This window comes from Exiguobacterium aurantiacum (assembly GCF_024362205.1).
GTDB classification, from domain to species: Bacteria; Bacillota; Bacilli; order Exiguobacteriales; family Exiguobacteriaceae; genus Exiguobacterium; species Exiguobacterium aurantiacum_B.
On sequence record NZ_CP101462.1, the window covers coordinates 1,018,470 to 1,033,186 of the forward strand.

Annotated in this window: 11 protein-coding genes and 3 pseudogenes; 9 read left to right on the plus strand and 5 right to left on the minus strand. The window is 51.1% G+C overall.

Annotated features, from left to right (window positions below; translation table 11 throughout):
- Positions 1-61 precede the first annotated feature (61 nt).
- Positions 62-916, plus strand: coding sequence for an NAD-dependent epimerase/dehydratase family protein (locus NMQ00_RS05325; RefSeq protein WP_255178252.1), 855 nt, complete (start codon positions 62-64; stop codon positions 914-916).
- Positions 917-932: 16 nt separating this feature from the next.
- On the opposite strand, the gene NMQ00_RS05330 is transcribed toward NMQ00_RS05325, so the two are convergent.
- From NMQ00_RS05330 to NMQ00_RS05335, 3 genes and pseudogenes are all read right to left on the minus strand, one after another.
- On the minus strand, positions 933-1,061 hold the full coding sequence (locus NMQ00_RS05330; protein ID WP_255178253.1) for a hypothetical protein: 129 nt from the start codon (positions 1,059-1,061) through the stop codon (positions 933-935).
- A 12-nt stretch (positions 1,062-1,073) separates the two neighbouring features.
- A pseudogene (locus tag NMQ00_RS16365) lies at positions 1,074-1,223 on the minus strand (GNAT family N-acetyltransferase); the annotation flags it as partial.
- 259 nt (positions 1,224-1,482) lie between these two features.
- Positions 1,483-2,460: an NAD(P)/FAD-dependent oxidoreductase gene (locus NMQ00_RS05335; RefSeq protein ID WP_034778371.1), complete on the minus strand. Its 978-nt coding sequence runs from the start codon at positions 2,458-2,460 to the stop codon at positions 1,483-1,485.
- Between the two features lie 266 nt (positions 2,461-2,726).
- Between NMQ00_RS05335 and NMQ00_RS05340 the strand changes: the two genes are divergently transcribed.
- The 5 genes and pseudogenes from NMQ00_RS05340 to ptsG (NMQ00_RS05360) form a co-directional block, all read left to right on the plus strand.
- Entirely contained in the window at positions 2,727-3,938 is a 1,212-nt protein-coding gene (locus tag NMQ00_RS05340) for an NAD(P)/FAD-dependent oxidoreductase (protein ID WP_255178254.1), read from the plus strand.
- Between the two features lie 126 nt (positions 3,939-4,064).
- Positions 4,065-4,382, plus strand: a complete 318-nt coding sequence (locus tag NMQ00_RS05345; protein WP_021065526.1) for a YuiB family protein — start codon at positions 4,065-4,067, stop codon at positions 4,380-4,382.
- A 105-nt stretch (positions 4,383-4,487) separates the two neighbouring features.
- Complete coding sequence (gene glcT / locus NMQ00_RS05350; RefSeq protein ID WP_214751818.1) at positions 4,488-5,333, plus strand: glucose PTS transporter transcription antiterminator GlcT; 846 nt, start codon at positions 4,488-4,490, stop codon at positions 5,331-5,333.
- A 216-nt stretch (positions 5,334-5,549) separates the two neighbouring features.
- Positions 5,550-7,049 (plus strand): annotated as a pseudogene (gene ptsG / locus NMQ00_RS05355) (glucose-specific PTS transporter subunit IIBC); the annotation flags it as partial.
- A 140-nt stretch (positions 7,050-7,189) separates the two neighbouring features.
- Positions 7,190-9,127: pseudogene (ptsG, locus tag NMQ00_RS05360) on the plus strand (glucose-specific PTS transporter subunit IIBC); the annotation flags it as partial.
- 137 nt (positions 9,128-9,264) lie between these two features.
- Here the strand turns inward: ptsG (NMQ00_RS05360) and ptsP are convergent.
- Positions 9,265-10,983, minus strand: a complete 1,719-nt coding sequence (gene ptsP, locus NMQ00_RS05365) for a phosphoenolpyruvate--protein phosphotransferase (protein ID WP_255178256.1) — start codon at positions 10,981-10,983, stop codon at positions 9,265-9,267.
- A 329-nt stretch (positions 10,984-11,312) separates the two neighbouring features.
- Here ptsP and NMQ00_RS05370 point away from each other — a divergent pair, with 329 nt between their 5' ends.
- From NMQ00_RS05370 to NMQ00_RS05380, 3 genes are read left to right on the plus strand one after another with little or no spacing between them, the layout of a single operon-like run.
- Positions 11,313-12,755, plus strand: coding sequence for a leucyl aminopeptidase (locus NMQ00_RS05370; RefSeq protein ID WP_255178257.1), 1,443 nt, complete (start codon positions 11,313-11,315; stop codon positions 12,753-12,755).
- Positions 12,743-12,910 carry a hypothetical protein gene (locus tag NMQ00_RS05375; RefSeq protein WP_255178258.1) on the plus strand — a complete coding sequence of 56 codons (168 nt, stop codon included), beginning with the start codon at positions 12,743-12,745 and terminating at the stop codon, positions 12,908-12,910. The genes NMQ00_RS05370 and NMQ00_RS05375 overlap by 13 nt, the downstream gene beginning before the upstream one ends.
- Entirely contained in the window at positions 12,891-13,550 is a 660-nt protein-coding gene (locus tag NMQ00_RS05380) for a DUF429 domain-containing protein (protein WP_255178259.1), read from the plus strand. Before NMQ00_RS05375 ends, NMQ00_RS05380 begins: the two co-directional genes overlap by 20 nt.
- A gap of 4 nt (positions 13,551-13,554) precedes the next feature.
- On the opposite strand, the gene ytvI is transcribed toward NMQ00_RS05380, so the two are convergent.
- Positions 13,555-14,682 (minus strand): sporulation integral membrane protein YtvI, encoded by a 1,128-nt coding sequence (gene ytvI, locus NMQ00_RS05385; protein WP_255178260.1) that lies wholly within the window; start codon positions 14,680-14,682, stop codon positions 13,555-13,557.
- Positions 14,683-14,717: the final 35 nt, after the last annotated feature.

Here is a 14,717-nt window from a genome sequence, read left to right on the forward strand (position 1 = left end):
CGAGAGGTTGCAAGGGAAAATGAAAAAAGAGATGTCATTTCATGTGGGAGGGGCAGGGACGATGAGAAAAGTATTGATTTTTGGTGGGTCTCGCTATTTTGGAAAGCGGTTGGCACTTCGATTGGCGGAGGCTGGCGATGATGTGACGATTGTGACGCGCGGACAACTTCAAGTGCCAGAGGCCGAAGGGATTCGTTCTATCAAAGGGGATCGGCAGTCGGTGGCGACGATGAAAGACTTGTCGCGTGACCATTACGACGTCGTCTATGACAATATTTGTTTCAATCCGTACCAAGCCAAGATCGCCTCGGACGCTTTCATGGATCAAGTCGGCAAATATGTGCTCACGTCGACGATGTCCGTCTATGCGCCTGACGCCGATTTGAAAGAAAGTGACTTCAATCCACTCCATCACGAGTACCATCTCGAATCCGAACATGACTATGGGCAAGGGAAGCGGGAGGCCGAGTCGTATTTCTTCCATCGTGCCTCGTTCCCGGTCGCGACAGTTCGCCTACCAATCGTTCTTGGACCGGACGACTATACGGATCGCCTTAAGTTTTATATCGATGCCATCCGACGGGAAGAGCCGATCGTGCTCCATCATCCGGAAGCGAAGATGGGCTTCATCTCAAGTTTTGAGGCGGCTGCCTTTTTGGAATGGGTCGGTCGGGCCAACGTGACCGGACCGTTCAACGCGGCGAGTGAAGGGGTCATCTCACTCGGAGCACTGATGGAGCGAATCGGCCATCACTTAGATAAACCGGTCCACATCATCAAAGATGGCGAGTCGTCGCCGTATGATACGGACGTCGACTATTATATGTCGATTGCCGAAGCGAAAAAGTCGGGTTACGTCTTCACCCGACTCGATGACTGGATCGACCGGGTCATCGTGCAGACGATTCGCAAATGAAAAGAATCGCCTCTGGTTAATCGAATGATTGCCCAAGCTGTTTTTGTAACAAGATTTTCTCACGTCCGTTCTCGTCGACGACGACCGCTTTAACGTCGAAACCTTGACGAATATTCAAGAGTAACATCTGACGCCATCGATTCATCGTTTTCGTTTCGATGGACTGAAAACCCTGGTCTTTGGCCCATTCATGCTGCGCGCCCATTAGTTTGGTCGCAATCCCGCGGTTTCTTGCAACCGGATCGACTGCACCCATCCAACTGTAAAACCGTGTTTTATCAAGGGGATAGCCGATTTTATATCCGAGAACTTTTTCGTCCTAAACGGCTAAGGTGAAGACGAGATTGGTTTTTTGGGCCAACTTTTCTTGAAACTGTGAAATATCACCGAAGACAGTTTCGTGAACCGTATAGACATCGTGTAGTTCGGATGCTGTGAGTTTGGTTGTGATAACGACATTCATGATAGCCTCCTAGAATCAGTGTTTTGAAGCGTCGTGATGAAATAAAACAATCATCGTCAATGCACAAAAAATCCCCTGTGCCGTAGCGACAGGGGATTCAACATTATTTCCCGGCAAATACCGAGGTCGAGTGTTGTGGGTGGCGAGCTGTTGGGTCGACGAGCTGCTTCACTTGGTTGATGGCGATTGGGGCTTCACCGAAACCGGTCGCAATCAATTTCACTTTTCCTTCGTATGTCGCGATGTCACCGCAGGCGAAGATGCCGGCGACCGTCGTCTCCATGCGCGAGTCGACACGGATCGTGTTCTTCTCGAACTCCATGCCCCAGTTTTTGATTGGGCCGAGCGACGAGACGAAACCGTAGTTACAGATGAGGTCATCGATCTCGACGAATTTTGATTCGCCGTCCTTGTCCGTCAATTCGACCGACTCGATGTGCGTCTCACCTGAAAGAGACTCGATATTGTATGGCGTCCAAACGTTGATCGTCGAAGCCTTCATTTGCTCGACTGTGTGCTCGTGAGCACGGAAGCGATCACGGCGATGAACGATATGGACTTCTTTGGCGATGCCTTCGAGCATGAGTGCCCAGTCGACGGCCGAGTCGCCGCCGCCGGCGATCATGACGCGGCGATCGCGGAACTTCTCCATGTTGTCGACGAAGTAATGAAGGTTCGCATAGTCTTCGCAACCATCGAGACCGAGCGGTCGTGCGGCGAATGCCCCGTTCCCGGCTGTGATGATGATGGCTTTCGTATGGTACTCATCCTTGTTCGTCGTGATTTGGAACGTGCCGTCTTCAAGACGCTCCACCGTCTCGACCGTCTCCCCGAGGCGATAGTCCTGTTCGAACTGATCGGCTTGGGCTTTCAATTGGTCGATCAAATCTTGGGCTTTCACTTTCGGGAAGCCGGCGATGTCGTAAATATATTTTTCTGGATAGAGCGTCGATAATTGTCCACCAAGTTGTGGCAAACTTTCAATCAACGCCGTATCGAGTTGGCGCATACCTGCATAAAATGCGGTGAACAGTCCGACCGGGCCGCCACCGATGATGATCACATCTTTCGTCGATTTCATCGAATTCCTCCTCAAAACGTATACATCTATTATAGTGACAATCGTGAATTAAATCCATTCTGTACAAACATCCTATACATTCAAAAAAAATTCAAGAAGATAAGCTTTTCCATTGAGAAAACGAAATAAACAGCGTACAATGAACGAGAAGCAATTGTGAACATTGGTTGAACAAGGTTTAGGCTTTATTGTGAACATTCATGTGAAAAAACACACAACATGGTTGTTCAAGAAAACAAAACTATCAAAACAAGGTGGAAATGAACATGAAACGACCTAACATTGTTATTCTTGGCGCAGGTTTCGGCGGACTCATCACAGCGGTGAATCTCCAGAAGACGCTTTCAGCTGGCGACGCGAACATCACGCTCATCAACAAGCATGATTACCATTACCAGACGACGTGGCTCCATGAACCAGCGGCCGGAACGATGAAACCGGAGCAAGCTCGTATCTACATCAACGACGTTGTGAACCCGTCACGCGTAAAATTTGTCAAAGGGATCGTCGATCGCGTCGATACTACGGCTAAACAAGTATTACTCGCAGACGGCTCGACTGTTGAATATGATTATGTCGTGTTCGCACTCGGCGGCATTCCGGAAACATTCGGTATCCCAGGCCTCAAAGAGAACGCGATGACGATCAGTTCATTGAACAGCGTCCGTAAAATCAAAGAACATATCGAATACTCGTTCGCTCAATATAAAACGAACGGTTCAGCTGACCGCTCGTACGTGACAATCGTCGTCGGCGGCGCTGGTTTCACAGGGATCGAGTTCCTCGGTGAGCTCGTCAACCGTGTGCCTGAGCTCTGCAAGCAGTATGACGTGCCACGTGAAGCGGTTCGCATCGTGAACATCGAGGCGGCTCCGACCGTGCTTCCTGGTTTCGACCCAGAACTCACGACGTACGCGCAGAAATGGCTCGAGCGCAACGGTGTCGAAATGAAACTCGGCAACGGCATCAAAGGCGTTGAGCCTGGTGTCGTCACGTTCGGCCCACTTCAAGGTGATACGACAGAGACAATCGAAGCGAACACGATCCTCTGGACAGGTGGCGTCAGCGGTAGCCCGATCGTCGAAAAGTCTGGCTTTGAAGCAGTCCGTAACCGTGTCATGGTCGAGGCGGACAACCGTGCCCCTGGCCACGACAACGTCTTCATCATCGGCGACTGCTCTGCTGTCATGGACCCGGTTTCAAACCGTCCATACCCGCCGACTGCTCAAATCGCGACACAACAAGCGCACAACGTAGCGAAAAACATTGCGGCGCTCATCAACGGAAAATCGACTTCGAAATTCACGTATGAGAGCAAAGGGACAGTCGCTTCACTTGGCCATAACGACGGCATCGGCATCGTCATGGGCAAAAAGATCTTCGGTCGCAACGCTTCATTCATGAAGAAAGTGATCGACAACAAACACTTCATCGAATTGAAGAAGTACGGTCTCGTCCTCAAAAAAGGTAAATTCTAAGCCGTCGAAACGAGTGGCCCGCTTATATGAGCGGGTCGCTTTTTTTATTGTCGGGCCTTGCGGTTCACCTTTGACCTGAGAGAGGACGATTCGGTATAATAGACAACGGGAAAAGGGGGCAATCGCATGCATATCATTCAGGCTGTCATTGGGGCGATTCTTTATTTGGTCATCTTCTTCAGCATCGGCTTCATTCTGAACATGCTACTTAAAAAAACATGGACGCTCGTGTTCATCTATCCGATTTTCGTCATTATGATGATTGATAACGTCAAGCTCTCGAGTTACATCACGGAGACATCGACCGCGCTCGCCAACGTTTACGAACGGGTGCTCGGACTTCAGTTTTTGGATGTGTTCATGCTCGGTTTCGGACTGCTCGGTGCGATTTTGGCCGGCGTTACGATCCGCTATTTGCGTAAGAGCGGTTACTCAATGTTTTAAAGACGACAGAAATGTTCGTCTTTTTTATTTTCTGCCTACTTTTTTAGAAGACGAACCGATATACTAGATAAGATAACGATTTAATTAGTAAGGGATGCGATGAGAATGACATTACCGATGTATACGATCAAGAAAGTGTTGAATAATAGCGTTGTCATTTGCCAACATGATCCGGAACCGGAAGTCATTCTACTCGGGAAAGGGATTGGCTTCGGCAAGAAAGCGGGCGATCTCGTCGACCCGGCCAGTGTCCCGGAGAAAGTGTATCAATTGACAGACAAAGAAGAACAATCACAATACCGTGAGCTCGTTAAACATGTCGATGAAGACTTTATCGCCTTCATGCAAGAAATCGTCGGTTTTATCGAGAACAACACCGGTAAGAAAGTCGACCAGCATATCCATATCGGTTTGACCGACCACTTGTTCTTCACGATGAAGCGGATTGAACAAGGGATGGAAGTGACGAATCCGTTCTTGCTCGAGACCGAATCGCTCTATCCGAACGAGTACGCCTTGGCTGAACGAATCGTCGATATGATTCACGAGCGGCTCGACGTGCTGTTGCCGGATGCGGAGATCGGATTTATCGCGCTCCATATCCATTCGGCGACGACGTTTAAAAACGTCCTCGAGGTCAATCGCCACAACCAAATCATCGGGCAAATCGTTCAGACGATTGAGAGTCGTTTGAACGTCAAAATGGACCGGACTTCACTCGATTATAAGCGCTTACTTCGTCACTTAAGGTACGCCGTTGAGCGGGTTGCGACGGGTGAGATGGTAGAGGCCCCACAAAAAATTGAAAAGGTATTGCGCGAAGAATATCCGCTATGCTATAGTACTGCTTGGGAGCTGATGGGCATCATGGAACGCGAATTAAAGCGTCCGGTCCCACGAGGTGAAGCGACATATTTGACGATGCATCTCCAGCGCCTAACAAGTAGATAACTGATACCACGTATCTTACGTGTTACTGATTCGATCAGGCATGAGTAAGGAGTGGAACGCAACGATGTCTCCATTAGGAGAGGTCTACGTTCTATACCTTATTCATGCCTGTTTCTGTTTTTATAAACGTTTATTATGAAAACGTTTAGATACGTCGGTTGTCTGACATCTACAGTCTTCTTTCCGCACGAAACAATCACAAAAGGAGGATTTATCATGTTTAAGCAGATCTTTGGTGTTCTTCAAAAAGTCGGTAAAGCGCTTATGCTTCCTGTAGCCATCTTACCGGCAGCCGGTCTTCTTCTTGCATTCGGTAACGCGATGCAAAACCCGGCCCTTACGTCACGCGCTGATTGGTTGACGAACGCAGGCGTTCTCAAGTTTGCTCAGCTCATGGAGCAAGCGGGTGGCATTATCTTCTCGAACTTAGCACTCTTATTCGCAGTCGGTGTCGCGATCGGGTTAGCAGGTGACGGCGTAGCCGGACTCGCAGCCATCGTTGGATTCCTCATCATGAACAAAGTTATGGGTGTTTGGCTCGAACTCACACCTGAAATTATCGCACAAGGTGACCCAGCTTACGCGTCAGTCCTTGGTATCCCAACACTTCAAACAGGTGTATTCGGCGGTATCATCGTCGGTTTGATTGCCGCCTGGGCATATAATAAGTACTTCAATATCGAATTGCCGCAGTTCCTTGGCTTCTTCGCTGGTAAGCGTTTCGTCCCAATCGTCACGGCAGTATTGGCTGTTGTCGCTGGTTTCGTCATGCTTCTCATCTGGCCACCAGTTCAGCACGGATTGAACACGTTCTCAAACTTCATGTTGACTGAAAACCGTACGTTCGCGGCGTTCGTCTTCGGTTTAATCGAACGTTCATTGATTCCGTTCGGTCTTCACCATATCTTCTACTCACCGTTCTGGTTCGAATTCGGATCATACACGGATGCAGCTGGTACGATTGTCCGCGGTGACCAAGCGATCTTCTTCGCTCAAATCCGTGACGGTGCTGAGCTTACAGCCGGTACGTTCATGACTGGTAAATACCCGTTCATGATGTTCGGTCTTCCTGCAGCAGCACTCGCGATGTACCATGAAGCACGTCCTGAGCGTAAAGCAGTCGTCGGTGGTTTGTTAGCTTCGGCAGCACTTACATCATTCTTGACTGGTATCACTGAGCCGATCGAGTTCTCATTCTTGTTCGTCGCTCCACTCTTGTTCGCAGTACACGCAGTCTTCGCTGGCCTTTCATTCATGGTCATGCACATCTTGAACGTCAAAATCGGGATGACGTTCTCGGGCGGTTTGATCGACTACCTTCTCTTCGGTGTACTTCCTAACCGTACAGACTGGTGGCTCGTCATTCCAGTCGGTCTCGTGTTCGCAGTCGTTTACTACTTCGGATTCCGCTTCGTTATCCGTAAGTTCAACCTTAAAACACCGGGCCGTGAAGATGAAGTCGTTGAGCAATCAACTGCTACTGGTTCGGAACTTGCACAAGATATCCTCGTTGGTTTCGGTGGTTCGCAAAACATCAAACACCTTGACGCATGTATCACACGTCTTCGCGTCGAAGTAAAAGATAAGAGCCAAGTCAACAAAGAAGAGTTGAAACGCCTCGGGGCAGCTGGTGTCCTTGAAGTCGGTAACAACATTCAAGCAATCTTCGGACCACGTTCTGATGCATTGAAATCAGAAATGCAAGCGGTCATCGCTTCAGGTAACGAAAAGAAAGCAAACTAATTTACGTGAGAAGCCAATCCTTTAGGGGTTGGCTTTTTTTGTATGGGTGAAACGGTTTCAGCCTACTGGTAGATGGGGAAAAGTAAGTATTCTGACAAAAGGAGGGAACCATGATGTGGAAGAAAGTGTTTGGTGTTTTGCAGCGAATCGGGAAGGCACTCATGCTTCCGGTTGCGATTCTACCGGCAGCCGGTCTATTACTCGCATTTGGTACGGCGTTCCAAAACCCTGATCTCGTTTCGCTCTTGCCTTTCTTGGCAAACGATTCACTCGTCCTCGTCTGGCAAGTTATGACAGATGCCGGGGATATCGTGTTTGCCAATCTAGGTCTATTGTTCGCCGTCGGTGTCGCCATCGGGCTAGCCAACGGGGACGGTGTTGCCGGGTTAGCGGCTATCGTTGGTTATTTGATTATGAACAAGGTCATCAGTACGTGGAACGGTATTACCGCGGAAATAGCCCAGGGAGATCCGGCCTATGCATCGGTACTCGGAATCCCGACACTCCAAATGGGGGTATTCGGGGGTATCATCGCCGGTTTGATTGCCGCATTCGCGTACAACAAGTACTTCAACATCAAGTTGCCGGATTTCTTAGGATTCTTCGCCGGGAAGCGGTTCGTGCCGATTGCGACCGCAGCGTTCAGTTTGGTGATCGGGATTGCGCTCGCCTACATCTGGCCGCCAATCGGTACGGCCATCAATACGTTCTCGAGCACGATCATTGAAGCGAACGTCGCCGTCTCAGCCTTTGTCTTCGGTTTGGTCGAGCGTTCCTTGATTCCATTCGGTCTGCACCACATCTGGTACTCTCCGTTTTGGTTCCAGTTCGGGGAATATACGAACCAAGCAGGAGATCTCGTCCAAGGGGACCAGCGGATCTTCTTCGCCCAGCTTCGTGACGGAGTCGAATTTACAGCCGGTACGTATATGACCGGTAAATTCCCATTCATGATGTTCGGATTACCTGCCGCTTGTCTCGCCATGTTCCATACTGTCCCGAAAGAGCGTCGCAAAGACGTCGAAGGACTTTACTTCTCAGCAGCCCTCACTTCATTCTTGACGGGAATCACCGAGCCGGTCGAATTCTCGTTCGTCTTCGTCGCACCTCTTCTCTTCGGTATTCATGCCGTGTTCGCTGGACTTTCCTTTATGACTATGCACTTACTCAACGTTAAAATCGGGATGACGTTCTCAGGCGGACTCATCGACTATCTGTTATTCGGGGTGTTACCGAACCGGACAGCCTGGTGGCTCGTCATTCCGGTCGGTCTGGTCTTCGCGGTTGTCTATTACTTCGGTTTCCGCTTCGCCATCACGAAGTTCGACTTGAAGGTTCCGGGACGTGAAACCGTCGCCGAAGGTAAAGGCGCCCGGGCTGTCGTCGGGGACGACCTGCCGTATGAAGTGCTCGTCGGTCTCGGCGGACCGGAGAACATCAAACACCTCGACGCGTGTATCACGCGCCTGCGCGTTACCGTGAACGATGTCAAACAAGTCGATAAAGACTTGCTCAAAGATCTGGGGGCGGCTGGAGTTCTCGAAGTCGGGGATAACATTCAAGCCATCTTCGGACCGAAATCCGATACGCTCAAATCGCAAATCGCGGCCATCATCGAAGGCGGCGAATATAAACCGAAAGAAAAAGCCGTCATCACGCCGGAAGCGGCCGAACATGCCGATCATCGCTTCCTTGCCCCGATGTCAGGTGTCATCTTATCGCTTGATGATGTGCCGGACCAAGTGTTCTCGGGCCGGATGATGGGTGAAGGGTTCGCCATCGAACCAAGTTCGGGACAAGTCGTGTCGCCGGTCACCGGCCAAATCACCACGTTCTTCCCGACGAAACATGCGATTGGTCTCCTTGCGGACGATGGACGCGAGATTCTCATCCACGTCGGTCTCGATACGGTCAACCTGAAAGGAGAGGGCTTCGTCGCCAAAGTGAAAGAAGGCGACCGCGTCGAAGCAGGGGACGTCTTGCTCGATGTCGACCTCAACTTGATTCGTGACAAAGTCCCATCGCTCATCACGCCGATCATCTGGACGAACGGAGACGGCAAGATCGTCGTCGTCCCATTCGGAGAGACGGTCGTCGCCGGGGAAGCGCTCGACTTTAGAACGGATGACAAAGGAGCCGAGTAAACGAAAAAAAGAAGCTCTCGCAACTGCGAGAACTTCTTTTTTTGTTACTTCTTAATATCGAATTTTTCACTGAGGAAGTTTACGACTTCTTCAGCTGTATCCATGTTGAGGACGTCGTTAACAATCGCTTCTGTTTCCGACTTCGTCAAACGCTTCACGAGGCTACGTGCGCGAAGGACGCTTGAAGCCGACATCGAGAACTCGTCAAGACCGAGTCCGAGAAGGATTGGAATCGCAAGTTCTTCTCCAGCCATCTCGCCACACATGCCGACCCATTTGCCAGCTTTGTGTGCTTCTGTGATGACGTTGTGGAGAAGGTTCAAAATGGCTGGGTTGAACGGTTGGTACAAGTACGAGACTTTCTCGTTCATGCGGTCCGCTGCCATCGTGTATTGAATCAAGTCGTTCGTGCCGACTGAGAAGAAGTCGACTTCTTTCGCGAATTGCTTCGCCATAACGGCAGTCGATGGAATCTCGACCATCATCCCAGTTTCGTAGTTACCGACAGCGATTCCTTCTGTCTTCAACTTCGCTTCTTCTTCGAGCAAGATGGCTTTTGCAGCACGGAACTCTTCAAGCGTCGCGATCATTGGGAACATGATGGCGAGGTCACCGTGCGCTGAGGCACGGAGAAGCGCGCGAAGCTGTGTGCGGAACAAGTCCGTCTCTTCGAGGCAAAGGCGAATCGCACGATAGCCGAGGAACGGGTTCATCTCTTTTGGAAGGTCGAGGTAAGACAATTCTTTATCTCCACCGATATCGAGCGTACGGATGACGACTTGTTTGCCGTCCATACCTTCGATGACTGCTTTATAAGCTGTATATTGCTCTTCTTCCGTCGGGAACGTTTCCGAGTCCATGTAAAGGAACTCAGTGCGGTAAAGACCGATGGCGTCAGCACCGTTTTTCAATACACCTTCGAGGTCGTTCGGTGTACCAATGTTCGCTGCAAGTTTGACCTTGTGGCCGTCAGCTGTGATCGACTCTTCATTGACGAGTTGTTTTAACTCTTCTTTATACGCTTCGAATGCTGCGCGTTTTTCGTTATATTCGTTGACGAGTTCTTCAGATGGATTGACGAACACGTCGCCCTCTGTTCCGTCGATGACGACGAGATCGCCATTTTTGATTTCTTCGAGTGCTACTTTTGTCCCGACGACGGCAGGGATCTCGAGTGAACGAGACATGATTGCCGAGTGAGACGTACGTCCACCGATGTTTGTCGCGAAGCCTTTGACGTATTTACGGTTGAGTTGCGCCGTGTCAGATGGTGTCAAGTCTTCAGCGATGATGATGACTTCTTCAGAAATCGAAGCAGGCGTCATGAATGTGACACCGAGAATGTGCGCCATGACGCGTTTCGTGACGTCACGAACGTCCGCTGCGCGCTCACGCATGTACTCGTTATCCATTGATTCAAAGATCGTGACCATCATTTGAGCGACTTCATCGAGCGCTTTCGCAGCGTTCATGTGTTCGCTTTCAATTTTGTCGTTCACTTGTGAGACGATTTCAGGATCCTCGACGATGAGCAAGTGAGCCGAGAAAATCTCTGCCTTGTCTTCACCGAGCTCACGAAGTGTAATCTGGCGGATTTCTTCGAGTTCTGTTTTCGACTGAGCGATCGCCGCTTGGAAACGGGCTTTCTCAGCTGCTACGTCCTCGATTTTGTTTGTCGGGATGTCGAATGAAGGTGTCTCCATGACGAATGCTTTCGCAACTGCGATTCCTGCAGATGCGCCAATACCTTTAATGTGTGACATAAGCGTAGTCCCTCTCTTCAAAGAAATAGTGGTTTCCAATGTTATCTCGTTAGTTCTTACCCGAAATGAAAAAGGAACTAACGAAAACCTGGAAGATTAAAGTAGCAACGGTCTACTACTAGGGGAAGCCTCGACCGAACAAAATGGCCTCGCCTCAACAGTGAGGGATGCCTGATTGCGTACTTTCTTATCCTATCATAAAATAAATCATCGTCACAACGAGGAGTTAACGCCTGAATTCGAAGAATTCATGACTCTTACGCATACTGTTTCATTATTTCGCCGAAGTTCGTTATGCTAACCATATATAAAGAAGGGAAGTGGCAAACATGTATCAAGTGAAAGACTTAGATTGGAACGGTTCATACGATACGATCGTCGTCGGAATCGGTGCTGCCGACACGATTGATGAAGGGCTCGATACGTTGTTTAATGGGCGCGTCAAGTCGCTCATCCAAGCATCGGACATCTCGACGAAAACAGGGGAACTGTCCATCGTCCCGACGTTCGAAGGAACGGTCAAACGCATCCTATTCGTCGGTCTCGGACAACGCAACGAGAATACGCCTGAAAACGTTCGCAATTGGTTCGGGAAAGTCGCGAAACAAATTAAAGCACGCGCCTTCACAAACGTCGCGGTCGCACTCGACACGTTCGGACCGAACACGGCGAAACTGTTTGCCGAAGCGTATGAGATGGCGACGTATGAGCATCCTACATACAAATCGGAACCGAAGCCGGCGAAGTCGGACGTATCGATCACGTTGCTTGGTGCTGATGTAGAGGAAGAGGCGTTGACGGGTGCCGCTTACGGACGCGGTGTCAATGTCGCGCGAACGCTCACGATGATGCCGGCCAATATTTTGACGTCGGAAACACTCGCGGACTATGCGGTCGAATTGGCCGAACGTCATGGATTCAGCCATCGCATCTTGGAGAAGGAAGAGATGGAGGCGCTCGGGATGGGTGCACTGCTCGCCGTCAATCAAGGGTCGACCATCCCGCCGAAATTGATTGTCCTCGAATACCATGGTGCAGGCGATGCAGCGCCGGTCGCCGTCGTCGGGAAAGGAATCACGTTTGATACGGGTGGTTACTCAATCAAGCCGAAAGACGGCATCGTCGGCATGAAAGGCGACATGGGGGGAGCGGCGACCGTGCTCGGCCTATTCGAGACGCTCGCGACGACGAAACCGAACGTGAACGTCATCGGCGTCATCCCATCGACAGACAACATGATTTCGGGGGACGCGTTCAAACCGGATGATGTCATCACAGCGATGAGCGGGAAGACGATTGAAGTACTCAACACCGATGCAGAAGGACGGCTCGTCCTCGCTGACGCTGTCACCTTTGCCAAGACGTATGAGCCGCAAGCCATCATCGATGTGGCGACGCTCACAGGCGGTGTGCTCGTCGCGCTCGGTACGGAAGTGACCGGTTGCTTGACGAATGATGCGTCGCTCTATGGTGCCTTGGAAGCTGCGAGCCAGGATACGAACGAGCTCGTTTGGCAGATGCCTTACTTCGATGTCTTCATCAAACAAGTCCGGAAGTCAGAAGTTGCCGATTTGAACAACTCGCCGGGACGTTACGGGCATATGATCTTTGGCGGGGCGTTCGTCGGTGAGTTCGTCGGGGACACGCCTTGGCTCCACCTCGACATCGCCGGGACGAGTGAACGTTCGGCCGCGAGCGATCTCGGACCAAAAGGGCCGACCGGCGTCATGGTGCGCACGCTCGCATTGATGCTGGAAAGATGGAAGCGTTGAAGTTTGGGTTGTCATTGATTGGCTTGGCCGTCGTCTCCGGTCTCGGATACACGGCTTGGCCGAGTCAATGGTTGTTAGGAGTGACCGTCTTTTGTGCGGTGCTCGGAGTATTGTTTTTGATGCAGGAGGGACGCCGTGGTCGGAGTAGGAATTGATGGCGCGCGCGGGGGCTGGGTACGAATCACGTATGACAGCATCTCGCTCTGTTTGACCATCTCAGAGAAATTGGAAGATTTATTGATTGAAGGGGCCGTGCATTTTGTCGATATGCCGAAAGACTTAGGGTCGATCGACAAGCCGGACCGGACATGTGACGCCTGGATGCGGTCGCAGTTGAAAGAGCGGAAGTCGTCCATCTTCACACCGCCGATTCAAAACGTGCTCATGGAAACGTCTTATGCCGACGCAAACGCGAAAAGTCGTGAACTGGTTGGAAAAGGGATTAGCAAACAGGCATGGAACTTAGTACCGCGGATTCGTGAGTTTCAAACGGTCACGGAGGCAGACGTCTATGAGTCACATCCGGAAGTGTGTTTCGCCGTCATGACGGGGAACGAGGCGCGTTACAGCAAGAAGACAGAGGCCGGAGAGCTCGAGCGAATCGAGTTGTTGCGCCGCTATTCGAACAGCTCGCCATGGAAATGGAAGATGTCGAACGTGCAAGTCGATGATATCATCGACGCCTGTATGTTGGCCGTTGCCGCCTATGAGGCAGGCACGACCGGGATGGTGACGCATCCGGATCAAACTGAAGGGGCGCCGTTCGTGGCGGTACCGAAGACAAAAGAGCGATGACGCGTCATCGCTCTTTTGGTGTCGTCGGCCCGATGACGAACTTCCACATATAGTGGAACACTTGGGCGTTATAGAGGGCTTTGAGCAGGACGGCCAGTACCGGTCCTAAAATGAAGCCGAGCACTCCGAACAGCTGGAGCCCGACAAAAATCGAGATAAGGGCGGCGAGCGGGTCAAGGCCGATGTGAGAGCCGACGATTTTTGGTTCGGCCAAGTTACGCTGGACGATGACGACGATGTAGAGGACGACGAGCCCAATGGCGAGGAACCATTCCCCCGTCACGGCAGCATAGGCGGCCCACGGCAATAACAGTGTCCCGACACCGAGGTACGGCAACAAATCGAAGATGGCCGCTAGCAGGGCGAACGAAAACGGGTTGTCGACACGAAGTATGAACATGCCGATTAGGACGATTCCGAACGTGATCGAGATGAGCGTCAATTGCGCGCGGACGTAACCGAACAGCGCCGAGCGCAAATTGGTCATGACGAGCTCAAACTCTTTGAAGCCTTTTCGTTCATTCAAGCGAGCGATGGACCGCATATAGTCCGGCCAGTCTTTCGTGATGAAGAACCAGGCGAGCACGATGACGATGAACAAGAGCAAGACGAGCGGCAACGCGCTGAGGATGTCTTGCAACAAGCCGGCGACACCTCGAGACAAGACGCCAATCGCGGCCCCGAGTTGAACGCCGATTTCGGTGATGCCACCTTCGAGCGAGTTCGCTTGGCCGGGGTTCAGCCGTTGGATGCTTTCGTACGCATCATTGACCAGCGGGGCGAGTTTTTCATTGAACATGCGTTGTATGTATTCGGTAAACGTTTCAATCTGGGCAGGCAGTTTTTCGGCGGCGATCGTCAAGTAGCGAATGAGTTGTGTCACGACGATGGCAATCACCCCGCTGACGACGCTCATGACGATCAATAAGGATACGAGTGTGCCGAGGGCGCGTGGCAACTTGGTCTCACGCTCGAACCAATTGACGAGCGGGACCGTCAACAAGGATAACAAGAGAGCGAACACGAAAGGATATGTGTACGTGAAGAGGACGCTCAGTCCCCAAATAACGAAGACGAGCCCGATGATGACAAGCAGGAAGCGAAGTAATTGCCATAGTCTGGCTGGTGACACGATGCATAGCCCCTTTCCTAACGATTAGATTGAGC

Coding starts and splice junctions, on each gene's coding strand:
- NMQ00_RS05325 (WP_255178252.1), top strand. CDS start 62: ATGAGAAAAGTATTGATTTTTGGTGGGTCTCGCTATTTTGGAAAGCGG.
- NMQ00_RS05330 (WP_255178253.1), bottom strand. CDS start 1,061: ATGAATCGATGGCGTCAGATGTTACTCTTGAATATTCGTCAAGGTTTC.
- NMQ00_RS05335 (WP_034778371.1), bottom strand. CDS start 2,460: ATGAAATCGACGAAAGATGTGATCATCATCGGTGGCGGCCCGGTCGGA.
- NMQ00_RS05340 (WP_255178254.1), top strand. CDS start 2,727: ATGAAACGACCTAACATTGTTATTCTTGGCGCAGGTTTCGGCGGACTC.
- NMQ00_RS05345 (WP_021065526.1), top strand. CDS start 4,065: ATGCATATCATTCAGGCTGTCATTGGGGCGATTCTTTATTTGGTCATC.
- glcT (WP_214751818.1), top strand. CDS start 4,488: ATGACATTACCGATGTATACGATCAAGAAAGTGTTGAATAATAGCGTT.
- ptsP (WP_255178256.1), bottom strand. CDS start 10,983: ATGTCACACATTAAAGGTATTGGCGCATCTGCAGGAATCGCAGTTGCG.
- NMQ00_RS05370 (WP_255178257.1), top strand. CDS start 11,313: ATGTATCAAGTGAAAGACTTAGATTGGAACGGTTCATACGATACGATC.
- NMQ00_RS05375 (WP_255178258.1), top strand. CDS start 12,743: ATGGAAGCGTTGAAGTTTGGGTTGTCATTGATTGGCTTGGCCGTCGTC.